Annotated in this window: 9 protein-coding genes; 7 read left to right on the top strand and 2 right to left on the bottom strand. The window is 60.3% G+C overall.

Annotation, left to right across the window (positions count from 1 at the left end):
- Window positions 1–229: 229 nt before the first annotated feature.
- Entirely contained in the window at window positions 230–709 is a 480-nt protein-coding gene (locus G4923_RS18105) for a cell division inhibitor (RefSeq protein WP_163137886.1), read from the top strand.
- Window positions 710–867: 158 nt separating this feature from the next.
- Here G4923_RS18105 and G4923_RS18100 read toward each other — a convergent pair whose 3' ends face one another.
- On the bottom strand, window positions 868–2,391 hold the full coding sequence (locus G4923_RS18100) for a fumarate hydratase (protein WP_163137885.1): 1,524 nt from the start codon (window positions 2,389–2,391) through the stop codon (window positions 868–870).
- 209 nt (window positions 2,392–2,600) lie between these two features.
- On the opposite strand from G4923_RS18100, the gene pabB reads away from it, so the two are divergent.
- The 3 genes from pabB to G4923_RS18085 all read left to right on the top strand — a co-directional run bounded on the left by pabB (window position 2,601) and on the right by G4923_RS18085 (window position 6,113).
- The gene (pabB, locus tag G4923_RS18095) at window positions 2,601–3,977 is read left to right on the top strand and encodes an aminodeoxychorismate synthase component I (RefSeq protein ID WP_163137884.1); all 1,377 of its coding nucleotides are present in this window, start codon (window positions 2,601–2,603) and stop codon (window positions 3,975–3,977) included.
- Window positions 3,978–4,032: 55 nt separating this feature from the next.
- Window positions 4,033–4,623 (top strand): CoA pyrophosphatase, encoded by a 591-nt coding sequence (locus G4923_RS18090; protein WP_163137910.1) that lies wholly within the window; start codon window positions 4,033–4,035, stop codon window positions 4,621–4,623.
- Window positions 4,624–4,814: 191 nt separating this feature from the next.
- Window positions 4,815–6,113 carry an HAAAP family serine/threonine permease gene (locus tag G4923_RS18085; protein ID WP_106886661.1) on the top strand — a complete coding sequence of 433 codons (1,299 nt, stop codon included), beginning with the start codon at window positions 4,815–4,817 and terminating at the stop codon, window positions 6,111–6,113.
- 755 nt (window positions 6,114–6,868) lie between these two features.
- On the opposite strand, the gene sstT is transcribed toward G4923_RS18085, so the two are convergent.
- Window positions 6,869–8,119, bottom strand: a complete 1,251-nt coding sequence (sstT, locus tag G4923_RS18080; RefSeq protein WP_163137883.1) for a serine/threonine transporter SstT — start codon at window positions 8,117–8,119, stop codon at window positions 6,869–6,871.
- A gap of 337 nt (window positions 8,120–8,456) precedes the next feature.
- Between sstT and G4923_RS18075 the strand changes: the two genes are divergently transcribed.
- The 3 genes from G4923_RS18075 to G4923_RS18065 all read left to right on the top strand — a co-directional run bounded on the left by G4923_RS18075 (window position 8,457) and on the right by G4923_RS18065 (window position 14,160).
- Window positions 8,457–10,379 carry a RecQ family ATP-dependent DNA helicase gene (locus G4923_RS18075; RefSeq protein ID WP_163137882.1) on the top strand — a complete coding sequence of 641 codons (1,923 nt, stop codon included), beginning with the start codon at window positions 8,457–8,459 and terminating at the stop codon, window positions 10,377–10,379.
- A 562-nt stretch (window positions 10,380–10,941) separates the two neighbouring features.
- Window positions 10,942–12,864 carry a PrkA family serine protein kinase gene (locus tag G4923_RS18070; protein ID WP_005327853.1) on the top strand — a complete coding sequence of 641 codons (1,923 nt, stop codon included), beginning with the start codon at window positions 10,942–10,944 and terminating at the stop codon, window positions 12,862–12,864.
- A gap of 24 nt (window positions 12,865–12,888) precedes the next feature.
- On the top strand, window positions 12,889–14,160 hold the full coding sequence (locus tag G4923_RS18065; protein ID WP_163137881.1) for a YeaH/YhbH family protein: 1,272 nt from the start codon (window positions 12,889–12,891) through the stop codon (window positions 14,158–14,160).
- The last annotated feature ends 1 nt before the right edge of the window (window position 14,161 follow it).

Here is a 14,161-nt window from a genome sequence, read left to right as displayed (position 1 = left end):
GTCCCTCCTCTTGCCATACATACTGTATAACCATGAGCGCCGACCCGCGCTTTGTCTACAGGTTAAAAAACACCCGCCCCACCATCAATATAAATAGTATTTAAATTCAAATGGTTAATAAAAAACCCTGTTAGTCGGCTCACATTTTTAATCACAAACGCCTTGTCACTGGCATGAGATGGAACTACTGTATGCGCATACAGCATGGTTATTCATACAGGACACACATATGAGCCAGCCCCTGAGTCATCGCCCACTCTCCTCCTCTGCCGGTGTGATCACCACTTGGCCCACCCGCCATCAGGGCAAGGCGGAGCATGAGCATCGACTGGCCATGGATCTCCATGAAGCCCCGCTGCTGGATGCACTGGGAAGATTGAGCCAGAGCGACAGCGGCTGGATTTTGCTCATAGCCCCGCCAGGGCTGCCCGTGGCCAAGCAACTGCAGGCACAGGGGATCAACCCCGCCCGGGTACTGGTGGTCCACGGCCCCAAGATCAAAAACTGGCAACGTCTGCTGGAGCAGAGCCTGGCCAACGGCCATTGTGCCGCCGTCTTGACCTGGTTGCCCGAACGGGTTGCCCTGGATCGCAGCCGCCTCAGCACCCTGGGGCAGCGTGCCGGGGTCCTGACCCGCTTCTTCGAGCCCACCCCATCCAAAGGTGGCCCCCTTTGTTACGGTGGGCAGGACGTCTACCTGAACCATTGAGGCACGTCGACCCGCGCCAGCTGGCAGGGCTCCCCGCCCCCGCGCATCAGTCAGGCAGTAACCAAGACGAGAAAGGCGACCCTGGGGTCGCCTTCTGTCATATGGCCTGTGTGATGGGCTGCTATCTGCCCGGCGCCCCGCCAGGGGCTTGCACCAGATCAGGCGAGCCTGGTATCCAGCTCGGCGATCTTGGCAGACCAGTAGGCCGGGCCGGTTTCATGGATATTGTTGCCTTGGGAGTCGACCGCCACTGTCACCGGCATGTCTTCCACCTCGAACTCATAGATGGCTTCCATTCCCAGATCGGCGAAGGCTACCACACGGGCCTTCTTGATGGCCTTGGCCACCAGGTAGGCGGCGCCCCCCACGGCCATCAGATAGACGGCCTGGTGCTGCTTGATGCTCTCGACGGTTTTCGGACCCCGCTCGGACTTGCCTATCATGCCGATGAGGCCGGTTTCACCCAGCATCATGTCGGTGAACTTGTCCATCCGGGTGGAGGTGGTGGGGCCGGCCGGGCCGACCACTTCGTCACGTACCGCATCGACCGGGCCGACGTAGTAGATGAAGCGGTTGGTGAAATCGACCCCTTCCGGCATGCCTTCGCCATTTTTCAGCATGTCGGCAATGCGCTTGTGGGCCGCGTCACGGCCGGTGAGGATCTTGCCGGAGAGCAGCACTGTGTCGCCGCTCTTCCAGCTGGCGAGTTCGGCCTTGGTGATGCCGTCAACATTGACCCGGCGCACGTTGCCGCCCGCTTCACGGGTGATCTGTGGCCAGTCTTCCAGCTTCGGCGGAGTCAATTCGGCGGGGCCAGAGCCATCGAGCTCGAAGTGAACGTGGCGAGTGGCGGCGCAGTTGGGGATCATCACCACCGGCTTGGAGGCGGCATGGGTCGGGGCGGATTTGACCTTCACGTCCAACACTGTGGTGAGGCCGCCCAGACCCTGGGCACCAATCCCCAGCCGGTTGACCTTGTCATAGAGCTCGACCCGCAGCTTCTCTTCTGTGGTCTCTGGACCCCGGGCGATAAGCTCCTGAATGTCGATGTGCTCCATCAGGGCTTCCTTGGCGAGCACGGCCGCCTTCTCGGCGGTGCCGCCGATGCCGATCCCCAGCATGCCAGGCGGGCACCAGCCGGCCCCCATGGTCGGCACGGTTTTGAGCACCCATTCGACCACGTCGTCGGAGGGGTTGAGCATCACCATTTTGGACTTGTTCTCGGAGCCGCCGCCTTTGGCCGCAATGCTCACTTCCACCTTGTCCCCCGGGATCATGTCGATGTGCACCACGGCAGGGGCGTTGTCCTTGGTGTTCTTGCGACTACCGGCCGGATCCGCCAGCACGCTGGCACGCAGCGGGTTGTCCGGGTTGGTGTAGGCACGGCGGGTGCCCTCATCCACCATCTCCTGGACCGTCATGTCGCTGTCCCACTGCACCTGCATGCCGATCTTGACGAAGCAGGTGACTATGCCGGTGTCCTGGCACAGAGGGCGATGCCCTTCGGCAGACATGCGGGAGTTGATCAGGATCTGGGCCAGGGCATCCTTGGCGGCCGGGTTGATCTCGCGGTCATAGGCAGCCTTGGCGGCATGGACAAAATCGAGGGGGTGGTAGAAAGAGATGTACTGCAGGGCGTCAGCAATGGAATCGATAAAGTCCTGTTTTCTAATGATGCTCATATCATCCTCACTGGTCCTTGTCGTCGCTTGCGCGAGCAAGGGCTTCCATATGAGCCGGGCCTTCGGCAGGCGGCGAATGCGCACAGAGCCGGCGACTACGGCGTGTTTTTATAACGGTGTTTTTCTTAAAAATGCCGGCGGCCATGATACGCTTGAGCACCTGAACCGGCTAGGGAGCTGGGTGCAAACTGTTGCCTGTGTAACAAAAAATGAAACCAAGACTGCATATCCACCATTTCGACCCGCAAGCATCGCTTCACGCCCTGTTTGCCCGCTTGCAACACCAGGCCTGGGCCATCTTGCTGGAATCGGCAGGCCCAACGGGCGCCGACAACCGCTTTGACATCATCAGCGCCGATCCGCTCGCCACCCTGGAGACCCGGGGTGCCAGCACCAGCCTGCGCCACGCAGGCAGCCAGACCCTGCATGAAGAAGATCCCCTCACCCTGCTCGCCCGCACCCAGCAGGCCCTGCTGGGGGATCTGGTGCAGGATGAACATGACCTGCCCTTCATCGGGGGTGCCCTGGGGCTCTTTGGCTACGATCTGGGGCGGCGATTCGAGCGTCTGCCCACTCAGGCCAGTGCGGACATCCAGGTACCCGACATGGCGGTGGGGATCTACGACTGGGCACTGCTGCGGGAGGTCGCGACCGGCCGCTGGCAGCTGGTGCACTGGGGAGATGAGGCCGGGCTCGCCAGACGATTGCAGTGGCTGGCGGCGCAAACCCCGCAGGCCAGCGCCCCCTTCGCCTTGCAGGGAGAGTGGCAGAGCAACATGAGCCGGGCCGAGTACGGCGAGAAGTTCGCCCGCATCCAGGCCTATCTGGCGGCGGGGGATTGCTATCAAATCAACCTGACCCAGCGCTTCAGCGCCCCCTATGGCGGGGACGAGTGGTCCGCCTATCTCGCCCTCAGTGCCGCCAACAAGGCCCCCTTCTCGGCCTTTGTCCGGCTGCCCCAGAGCGCCATTTTGAGCCTCTCCCCCGAGCGCTTCCTGCTGCTCGATGGCCGCCACATCGAGACCAAGCCCATCAAGGGCACCCGGCCCCGTCATCCGGACCCCGCTACTGATAAACAAGTGGCCGAGTCGCTCGCCAGTGCCGACAAGGACAGATCGGAGAACCTGATGATCGTGGATCTGCTGCGCAACGACATAGGCCGGGTCAGCCGCCCGGGCTCCGTCAGCGTGCCTAGCCTGTTTGCGGTGGAGTCCTTCCCCGCCGTGCATCACCTTGTCTCCACCATCCACGGTGAGCTGGATGCGCGCTGGCAGGGGGTGGATCTGCTGCGGGCCTGTTTCCCTGGCGGCTCCATCACGGGGGCCCCCAAGATCCGGGCGATGGAGATCATCGAGGAGCTAGAGCCGGTGCGACGCAACGCCTATTGCGGCAGCATCGGCTACCTGAGCCAGCACGGCCGGATGGACACCAGCATCTGCATTCGCACCCTGATAGCCGAGGCCGGCCGGCTCCATTGCTGGGCGGGAGGGGGCATCATCGCCGACTCAGACCCGGACGCCGAATATCAGGAGACCTACGACAAGGTGGCCCGCATCCTGCCGCTGCTGGATGCCCTGCGCCAATGAGCCTGTGACTGCCCTCGCCCGCCCCAAGGAGACCAGGACCGAGATGGATATCGAGATGAACCGCACCGAGCTGCTGACCCGTTTCCTGTTGCAGCGCCCCGCCCCCGCCCACCGCCTGATGCTGGCGGGGCTCAAACCGGCGGCTGTGCTGATCCCCCTGGTGGAGCGTCCCCAGGGGCTGCATCTGTTGCTGACCCGCCGCAGCCCTACCCTGCGCCACCACCCGGGGCAGATAAGCTTCCCCGGCGGGCGCCAGGACCCTGAAGATGAGAGCCTGATCCACACGGCCCTGCGAGAGACCCACGAGGAGCTCGGGATCCCCGCCTCCCAGATCCGGGTCATCGGCAGCCTCACCCCCCTCAACACCATCTCCCTGTATGACGTCCTGCCGGTGCTGGCCATGATAGACCCCGACTATCGGCTTGCCCTCAGCCCCGATGAGGTGGAGCAGGCCTTCGAGGTGCCCCTCAGCCATGTGCTGGATCCGGCCCATCACATAGCCCTGACCCTCCCAAGGGCGGGCAAGCGCCACACCATCTACTGGATCCCCTGGCAACACTCCTTCATCTGGGGGGCCACCGCCAGCATGATCCGCCAACTGGCCCAGCACCTGTCAGGACAACATATTGATAACCTGGCGAGGTGAAAGATTATCCATTTAACATTCAACTAACACCGCATATGATAAATAAATTTTGATTATTTATTCTTTTGATCACATTTCTATAAGAAAGTGCGGGTTTCAGCCTCATAAAGGTGAATCTGATCAACATTTTTGATTAAAAAAAAAGTATTCTTGCGCCGACTAATTAAAACCACACATTCGGGGTGAGACACATGTCCAATACTGTCACTGGCGCACAGGACGTTGCAGCCGCACAGGAGCAAGGGATCCGCTCGGTCCAATCACGCGGTTGGAGCAAACAAGACACCACCTGGGTTATCAGCCTGTTCGGCACCGCCGTCGGCGCCGGCATCCTGTTCCTGCCCATCAACGCCGGCATGGGTGGCTTCTGGCCACTGGTGGTGATGGCGCTGCTGGTCGGCCCCATGACTTACCTGGCCCACCGTGGCCTGGCGCGCTTCGTGCTCTCCTCCAAGAAGCCAAATGCGGATATCACCGAAGTGGTGGAAGAGCATTTCGGCGTGGGCGCCGGCAAACTAATCACCCTGCTCTACTTCTTCGCCATCTACCCCATAGTGCTGATCTACGGCGTGGGCATCACCAATACCGTCGAGAGCTTCCTGGTCAACCAGCTGCAGATGACGGCGCCACCGCGCTGGATCCTCTCCATAGTGCTAATCATGGCCATGATGTCGGTCATGCTGGCCGGTGAGAAGCTGATGCTGAAGGTCACCGAGTTCCTGGTGTACCCGCTCATCGCCATCCTGGCGGGCATCTCCCTCTACCTGATCCCGGACTGGACAGGTGCCGCCCTGGCCCAGGTGCCTTCCGCCAAGGATTTCGCCACCACTCTGTGGCTGACCATCCCTGTGCTGGTGTTCTCCTTCAACCACAGCCCGGCCATCTCCAGCTTCGCCCTGGCCCAGCGCCGTGACCACGGTGACAACGCCGTCGCCAAGTCAGACGCCATCTTGAAGCGCACCGCCATCGTACTGCTGGGCTTCGTGATGTTCTTCGTCTTCTCCTGCGTGATGAGCCTGACTCCGGCCCAGCTGGCAGAAGCCAAGTCCCAGAACATTGCCGTGCTCTCCTACCTGGCCAACCAGCATGCGAGCCCCTTCATCTCCTACTTCGGCCCGCTGGTTGCCTTCGTCGCCATCGTCTCCTCCTTCTTCGGTCACTACCTGGGTGCCCGTGAAGGTCTGAAGGGCATGGTGATGCAGCAGATGCGCTCCTCCGGCAAAGAGCCGAACCACAAGAAGATTGAGCTGTTCATCATCGCCTTCTTCATTCTGACCCTGTGGAGTGTGGCCGTGATCAACCCCTCCATCCTCGGCATGATCGAATCCCTGGGTGGCCCCATCATCGCTACCATACTGTTCCTGATGCCGATGTACGCCATCAAGCGCGTCCCGGCCATGGCGAAATACCAGGGCCAGATCAGCAATGTGTTCGTGGCAACCATGGGCCTCATCGCCATCTCTGCCATCCTCTATCAGCTGGTCGGCTAACCCCGTCCCCGATAGCCAGGGTCAACCGGATCGCCGGCTGGCCCGGCCAGAGACCCACAGCCCGGCAGGCACAGCGTGCCGGGCTGTTTTCATTGCTCTGCCCCGGGGCCCCTGCAAGGGCCAGGATCAAGACCATCTTCCGTATCAAGCGCCCTCCCCCAGTCGTTTCCCCCGCTGCGTTGCCGCCCGTGCAATCTGCCCCTCTCCCCACGCCCCCCCTTGGGCGAAAAGCAGGGATGACAGCCTGGTAGCCCCTTGCTGCCGAGTGACCCGTATCCCCGCTCACTTTCCCTTCTGACCTTCGCCAGCCCTTTGCCGGGCGATGGATGCGATGCCGCGCCAGCATGGTGCCACCAGGGCCGCCCCTCAGGGGCCTGGGTTTGCACCCGATACGCGGGATGTCGTCGTTCGCCCACGATCCGATGCGGCGACACAGAACGAGAGCCCTGATGCGCCAGCCCGGCGCCCATATGCCCGCTGACGAGCCTTGGTGCTTTGCCGCTATGGCGACGCAGCGGCTGACTGCCCATTCGGGCAAGAGCCTATCGACCCCAGCCGCGCCTGCGGCCCTTCTTGCCAGAGGAGATAGGCGCGACCGCCCTCACCAGCAGGCGCGTCCTCCCATGGACGAGAGGCCCACAGCGGTAGCGAGCAGATTGGATTAAGGAAGGGACAAGTGTCGCTGACACAAGATCGCAGGCAATAAAAAGCGCCCTCCGAAGAGGGCGCCAGTATTTAGGGAAAAGCTAAGGGGATCAGGCTTCGCGGCTGGGGACCGGGGCGGCGTCCAGCAGGCTCTCATCCTCGGCCATGCAAGCGGCTGCGGTAAACAGCACGTCGGTGGAGCTGTTGAGGGCCGTCTCGGCGGAATCCTGCAGCACCCCTATGATGAAGCCAACGGCGACGACCTGCATGGCGATGTCGTTGCTGATGCCAAACAGACTGCACGCCAGCGGGATCAGCAGCAGGGAACCGCCGGCCACGCCGGAGGCGCCACAGGCGCTGACGGTGGCGACCACGGAGAGCAGAATGGCGGTAGCCAGATCCACTTCCATCCCCAGGGTGTGCACCGCTGCCATGGAGAGCACAGTGATGGTGATGGCGGCACCGGCCATGTTGATGGTGGCACCCAGCGGAATGGAGACAGCATAGGTGTCTTCCGGCAGACGCAGCTTCTCGGCCAGCGCCATGTTGACCGGAATGTTGGCGGCGGAGCTGCGGGTGAAGAAGGCGGTCACGCCACTCTCTTTCAGGCAAGTCAGCACCAGCGGATAGGGGTTGCGCTTGATCTTCCAGAACACGATGAGCGGGTTGACCACGAAGGCGATGAACAGCATGCAGCCGATCAGCACCACCAGCAGCTGGGCATAGCCAAACAGGGCATCGAAACCTGTCTCGGCCAGGGTGGATGCCACCAGACCCAGGATGCCGAGCGGCGCACAGCGGATCACAGCTCTGACGATGCTGGAAACCCCGTGGGACAGGTCGGTGATCAGCGCCTTGGTGCTGTCACCCGCGTGACGCATGGCGATGCCAAGGCCGATGGCCCAGGCCAGGATACCTATGTAGTTGGCATCCAGCAGCGCCTTCACCGGGTTGGTCACCACGTTGAACAGCAGGGTCTGCAGTACCTCGGTGATGCCGCCCGGCGGGGTGATCTCCGCGCTGCTGGCCACCAGATGCAGGTTGGAGGGGAACAGGAAGCTCGCCATCACGGCCACCACGGCTGCGAGGAAGGTCCCCAGCACATAGAGCAGCAAGATCGGCTTCATGTTGGTCTTCTGACCCTGCTTGTGACCGATGATCGCCGACATCACCAGCACGAAGACCAGCAGCGGGGCGACCGCCTTCAGGGCACCGACGAACAGGCTGCCAAGCAGACCCGCCGCCTTGGCCCATTCAGGCATGAACATGGCAAGGAGGATACCGAATACCAGACCGACCAGGATCTGGCTAACCAGACTGGTGCTGTTGACCAGTTTTATGAGGGGGTGTTGTTGTGTCATCAAATAGTCCCTGTGCACTCATGGTGCGTGAATCATTAGTCCTGTTGGCAACCTGCCGCGCGCATTGACACCGGCCTGTGGACGGTGGTGCCGTTGGCAAACCTTCTTCTGGATCTGTCCAGTACGCGTGGTGTTGCGGACAAGGAATATCCCATCTGCCACCGTTTTTTTCCACATAATCACTGAAAAATATCAGGGTTACCTCACAAAAAATCTACAACAATGTGATAACACAATATCAACCACGGTCGAATTGTCACCAAACCAGTCCGATCATCGGCCGATGTGGGGGCGACAGTGGTATCATGCCGCTCACTTTGCACTGGAGTCTGTTGCCATGATCACCTCTTTATTGACCCGACACTTCGGCTTCGATCGGCTGCGACCCGGCCAGGAAGCGGTGATCAGCCGCCTGCTGGCCGGCAAGAGTGCGGCGGCCATCTTCCCGACCGGCGCAGGCAAGTCCCTCTGCTATCAGTTGCCCGCGCTGGCACTGCCCCATCTGACCCTGGTCATCTCCCCCCTGCTGGCGCTGATGCACGATCAGCTCGCCTTCTTGCAGCGCAAGGGGATTGCCGCCGCGACCCTGGACTCCAGCCAGACCCCCGAGGAGAGCCGCCGGGTGATGCAGCAGGCCAGTGACGGCCAGCTCAAGATCCTGATGATCTCGGTGGAGCGCCTCAAGAACGAGCGCTTTCGCCGCTTCATCGCCCAGGTGCCGCTCTCCCTGCTGGTGGTGGATGAGGCGCACTGCATCTCGGAATGGGGTCACAATTTTCGGCCCGACTATCTGAAGCTGCCGGACCATCGCCGCGATCTGGCCATTCCTCAGGTACTGCTGCTCACCGCCACCGCCACTCCGGCGGTCATGGCAGACATGCAGGCCAAATTTGCCATCGAGGCCGAGGATCTGGTAGTGACAGGCTTCTATCGCCCCAATCTGGATCTCGCCGTCATTCCGCTGGCTGGCAGTGCCCGCGATGGCTGGCTGCGTGACGAGTTGCGCCGCGATCCCGCGGCCCCCACCATCGTCTACGTCACCCTGCAGCACAGCGCGCAGCAGTGTGCCGATCAGTTGCAGGCCATCGGCATCCGCGCCTGTGCCTATCATGCGGGGCTGGATCCTGCCCTGCGCAGCCAGATCCAGCACGACTTCATGGCCGGCCGACTCGACTGCATCGTCGCCACCATCGCCTTTGGCATGGGCATCGACAAGGCCGATATCCGCCGTGTCATTCACTACGATCTGCCCAAATCCATCGAGAACTACAGCCAGGAGATAGGCCGCGCCGGACGTGATGGCCTCCCCTCCCGCTGCATGGTGCTGGCGAGCCGCGCCCAGTTGCCTGTGCTGGAAAACTTCGTCTATGGGGATACCCCGGACAGGGACGCCATCCTGAGCTTGCTCCAGATCCTGCAACAGAGCGGGGCCGAGTGGGAATTTGGTCTGCTGCGCCTCTCCAACGAGACCAACATTCGCCAGCTCCCCCTCAAGACACTGCTGGTCTATCTGGAGATGGCGGGGATCATTGCCCCGGCCTACAGCTACTTTGCCGAGTACCGCTTCAAGTTCGTGCTGGAAAAACGGGAGATCCTGGCCCGCTTCAACCCCGATCGCCGCCAGTTCCTGGAGCAACTGTTTGCCTGTGCTCCCCAGGCGCGCAGCTGGTGTACCATGGATTTCGATGCGCTGTGGCAGGGTTATCAGGGGGAACGGCAAAGAGCCGCCGCCGCGCTGGACTATCTGCAGCAGCAGGGCTGGATAGAGCTGGAAAGCAAGCAGATGACGGAGGTATATCGGGTCGTGCGCCAGCATATCGACCCGACGGCACTGGCCGAAGAGCTGCATGGACTGTTTGAAAAGAAAGAGCAGAGCGAGCTGGCCCGACTCCAGGCCCTGCTGGGGTTCTTTACCTCGAGCCGCTGCCTGAGCCATGAGCTGGCCCGCTATTTTGCCGATGAAGAGGCGCCCGAGCAGTGCGGGCACTGCTCCGTCTGCCGGGGGGAGATAGCCGTGCTGCCGCCGTTGCCGCCGCAGGGCTTGCCCAACGAGCACGGCTTGCGCGCCTGGTGCGATCCTCTGATTGCCCTGTGTCACCAGCGCCATCCCCGGATCCTGACCCGCTTCCTGTGTGGTATCGCCACCCCCCTGACCACCCGGACCAAGGCGAGAAACCTGGCCGGTTTTGGCCAGTTGGCGGCCCATCCCTTCGCCGAGGTGCTGGCGGCGGTGACGGCGATCTATCCTGCCGAATCTTGATCACCAGCTTGCCGGACGCTGAAAAAATAAGACCCTCGCGGATGCGAGGGTCAAGCCAACGGAAACGTGCTTAAACAGAGCTTAGTATCTGCACAATCACCCACTCTCTTGCTAAAGCGATGACTGCTCGACACAGGGCCAATCTAGAGCAGCCAGAATGTAGCGTCAATGTAAAAATTAGAGCTTTAACACCAAACAACGGCCATTACGTTAACGTAAGCGTCACCATATTTCACCTCTTCTCCCCTGCCGCCCTTGCCCCGCCTGCACTTCAATTCCACAAACCGGGGAGCCATCATTTTCTGCCCCTGCCACACAAACATTTATTTTTTATGTCTTTGACATTTGCATCACTGTCGTGGCAAAAATAATTTAACAGTCAGTAACATAGAGATGTCATTGGCTGCCTCTTCCCGCATTAGGATCGGGAAGCTCCCGTACAAACTTAAACCAATGATGGCGATGGATTACTGGGGGCTGTTGACTAGGCTTAAGAGGTAAACAGAACAAAAGTAGTGATCCACTCTTTTTCAGGGTAAGCGACTATAACGAGGGCTAAGTTATGGGCATCTTCGAGCACTATCAACAGCGGTATGAGAAGGCCAGAGAGGAGGAGTACAGCATCCAGGAGTTTCTGGATATGTGCAAACAGGACAAATCCTGCTACGCCTCCGCCGCCGAACGACTGCTGGTTGCCATCGGCGAACCGGAAATGATCGACACCTCCGTCAATCCGCGCCTCAGCCGCCTCTTTTCCAACCGCGTCGTCGCACGCTATCCCGCTTTCAAAGACTTCTATGGCATGGAAGAGGCGATCGAGCAGATCGTCTCCTACCTCAAGCACTCCGCCCAAGGGCTGGAAGAGAAGAAACAGATCCTCTACCTGCTGGGTCCCGTTGGCGGCGGCAAATCCTCGCTGGCCGAGAAACTCAAGTCCCTGATGCAAAAAGTGCCCATCTATCGCATCAAGGGATCGCCGGTCAACGACCACCCCTTCTGCCTGTTCGACATCGAAGAGGACGGCGAGATCCTGGAAAAAGAGTACGGCATACCGCGCCGCTACCTGAGGCCCATCATGTCTCCCTGGGCGGCCAAGCGGCTGCACGAGTTTGGCGGTGACATCACCAAGTTCAAGGTGGAGAAGGTCAACCCCTCCATCCTGGATCAGATCGCCATCGCTAAAACAGAACCCGGCGATGACAACAACCAGGACATCTCCTCCCTGGTGGGCAAGGTCGACATCCGCATGCTGGAGCACTATGCCCAGGATGATGCCGATGCCTACTCCTACTCAGGCGCGCTGTGCAAGGCGAACCAGGGGATGATGGAGTTCGTGGAGATGTTCAAGGCCCCCATCAAGGTATTGCACCCCTTACTGACCGCGACTCAGGAAGGAAACTACAACGGCACCGAGGGGCTCTCTGCCCTCCCCTTCGACGGCATCCTGCTGGCCCACTCCAACGAATCCGAGTGGCAGCAGTTCCGTAACAACAAGAACAACGAGGCCTTCCTCGACCGGGTTTACATCGTCAAGGTGCCCTACTGCCTGCGTGTCTCGGAAGAGGTGAAGATCTACGAGAAACTACTGTTCAACAGCGAGCTGACCGAGGCCAAGTGCGCCCCGGGCACCCTGGAGCTGCTGGGCCAGTTCTCTGTATTGTCACGACTCAAGGAGCCGGAAAACTCCAGCCTCTACTCCAAGATGCGAGTCTATGACGGCGAGAGCCTCAAGGACACGGATCCCAAGGCCAAGAGCTATCAGGAGTATCGCGACTACGCTGGCGTCGACGAGGGCATGAACGGCCTCTCCACCCGCTTTGCGTTCAAGATCCTCTCCCGCGTCTTCAACTTCGACCATGCGGAAGTGGCGGCCAACCCGGTGCACCTCTTCTATGTGCTGGAGCAGCAGATAGAGCGCGAGCAGTTTCCGCAGGAGCTGCACGATCGCTACCTTGAGTTCATCAAGGGCTATCTGACTCCGCGCTACGTGGAATTCATCGGCAAGGAGATCCAGACCGCCTACCTCGAGTCGTATTCAGAGTACGGGCAGAACATCTTCGATCGCTACGTCACCTACGCCGACTTCTGGATCCAGGATCAGGAGTACCGTGACCCCGAGACCGGCCAGTTGTTTGATCGGGCATCGCTCAACAGCGAGCTGGAGAAGATTGAAAAACCGGCCGGGATCAGCAACCCGAAAGATTTTCGCAACGAGATCGTCAATTTCGTGCTGCGTGCACGGGCCAACAATGCAGGCCGTAACCCCAACTGGACCAGTTACGAGAAGCTGCGCACCGTGATCGAGAAGAAGATGTTCTCCAACACGGAAGAGCTGCTGCCGGTTATCTCCTTCAACAGCAAAACCTCGGCCGAGGAGCAGAAGAAGCACGATAACTTTGTCGAACGGATGATGGAGAAGGGCTACACCCGCAAACAGGTACGCCTGCTCTCCGAATGGTATCTCAGGGTACGCAAGTCATCCTGACCCTGCCGTGTTCAAGGGGGAGTTATGGCGCATTTTATCGACCGCAGGCTCAACGGCAAAAACAAAAGCGCTGTCAATCGGCAGCGCTTCATCCGCCGCTACAAGAAGCAGATCAAACAAGCGGTCTCGGATGCTGTCTCCAAGCGCAGCATTCAGGACGTAGACAAGGGCGAGAGCATCAGCATCCCGACCAAGGACATCGGTGAGCCCCATTTCCATCAAGGCCAAGGCGGCAAACGGGAGATGGTGCACCCGGGCAACGATCAGTTCGTCTCCGGTGACAAGATTGACAGACCCAAGGGAGGGGGCAGCGGTCAGGGCGGGGGCGAAGGACAGGCTTCTGATCAGGGAGAGGGAGCAGACGACTTCGTGTTCCAGATCTCGAAAGACGAGTACCTGGACCTGCTGTTTGAGGATCTGGAGCTGCCACGGCTGCAGAAGACCCAGCTCAACCAGCTGATGGAGATGAAAACCTACCGCGCGGGCTACACCTCCAACGGAGTGCCTGCCAACATCAACGTGGTGCGCTCGCTGCAAAACTCGCTGGCGCGTCGCATGGCGCTGCAGGCGGGCAAGAAGCGCCTGGTGCGTGAGCTGGAGGAGCGGCTGGCCCTGCTGGCTCTCGATCCCAACGAACATTTTGCCGAGATGGCACAGCTCGAAAAAGAGATCAGGGAGCTGAAACGACGGATCGAGGCGGTGCCCTTCATCGACACCTTCGATCTCAAGTTCAATAACTTCGTCAAACGGCCTGTGCCCTCCAGTCAGGCAGTAATGTTCTGCCTGATGGATGTCTCCGGCTCCATGGATCAAGCCACCAAGGAGATGGCCAAGCGTTTCTACATCCTGCTCTATCTGTTCCTGAGCCGGACCTACAAAAACGTAGAGGTGGTCTACATTCGCCACCACACCCAGGCCAAGGAGGTTGACGAACACGAGTTCTTCTACTCCCAGGAGACCGGCGGCACCATAGTCTCCAGCGCCCTCAAGATGATGAACGACATCATCAACGAGCGTTACCCTGCCAACCAGTGGAACATCTATGCGGCGCAGGCGTCCGATGGCGACAACTGGGCGGATGACTCGCCCCAGTGCCGGGAGATACTGATGCGCGACATCATGCCGCGGGTGCGCTACTACTCCTACATCGAGATCACCACCCGCGCTCACCAGACCCTGTGGCACGAATATGAGTCGGTGGCCGACCACTACCCCCACTTCGCGATGGAGCACATTCGCAAGGTAGAGGACATCTATCCGGTGTTCCGGGAGTTGTTCAAGAAGCAAGCGGCTTGAG

The organism is Aeromonas rivipollensis (genome assembly GCF_010974825.1).
In the GTDB taxonomy this organism is placed as follows: domain Bacteria; phylum Pseudomonadota; class Gammaproteobacteria; order Enterobacterales; family Aeromonadaceae; genus Aeromonas; species Aeromonas rivipollensis.
The sequence above is the reverse complement of the archived record's forward strand: the minus strand, read 5'-3'. Positions and strand labels throughout refer to the sequence as shown.

What these genes read in the sequence shown, in the direction of transcription:
- G4923_RS18100 (WP_163137885.1), bottom strand. Translation starts at nt 2,391, where the DNA reads ATGAGCATCATTAGAAAACAGGACTTTATCGATTCCATTGCTGACGCC.
- sstT (WP_163137883.1), bottom strand. Translation starts at nt 8,119, where the DNA reads ATGACACAACAACACCCCCTCATAAAACTGGTCAACAGCACCAGTCTG.
- G4923_RS18075 (WP_163137882.1), top strand. Translation starts at nt 8,457, where the DNA reads ATGATCACCTCTTTATTGACCCGACACTTCGGCTTCGATCGGCTGCGA.
- G4923_RS18065 (WP_163137881.1), top strand. Translation starts at nt 12,889, where the DNA reads ATGGCGCATTTTATCGACCGCAGGCTCAACGGCAAAAACAAAAGCGCT.
- pabB (WP_163137884.1), top strand. Translation starts at nt 2,601, where the DNA reads ATGAAACCAAGACTGCATATCCACCATTTCGACCCGCAAGCATCGCTT.
- G4923_RS18090 (WP_163137910.1), top strand. Translation starts at nt 4,033, where the DNA reads ATGAACCGCACCGAGCTGCTGACCCGTTTCCTGTTGCAGCGCCCCGCC.
- G4923_RS18070 (WP_005327853.1), top strand. Translation starts at nt 10,942, where the DNA reads ATGGGCATCTTCGAGCACTATCAACAGCGGTATGAGAAGGCCAGAGAG.
- G4923_RS18105 (WP_163137886.1), top strand. Translation starts at nt 230, where the DNA reads ATGAGCCAGCCCCTGAGTCATCGCCCACTCTCCTCCTCTGCCGGTGTG.
- G4923_RS18085 (WP_106886661.1), top strand. Translation starts at nt 4,815, where the DNA reads ATGTCCAATACTGTCACTGGCGCACAGGACGTTGCAGCCGCACAGGAG.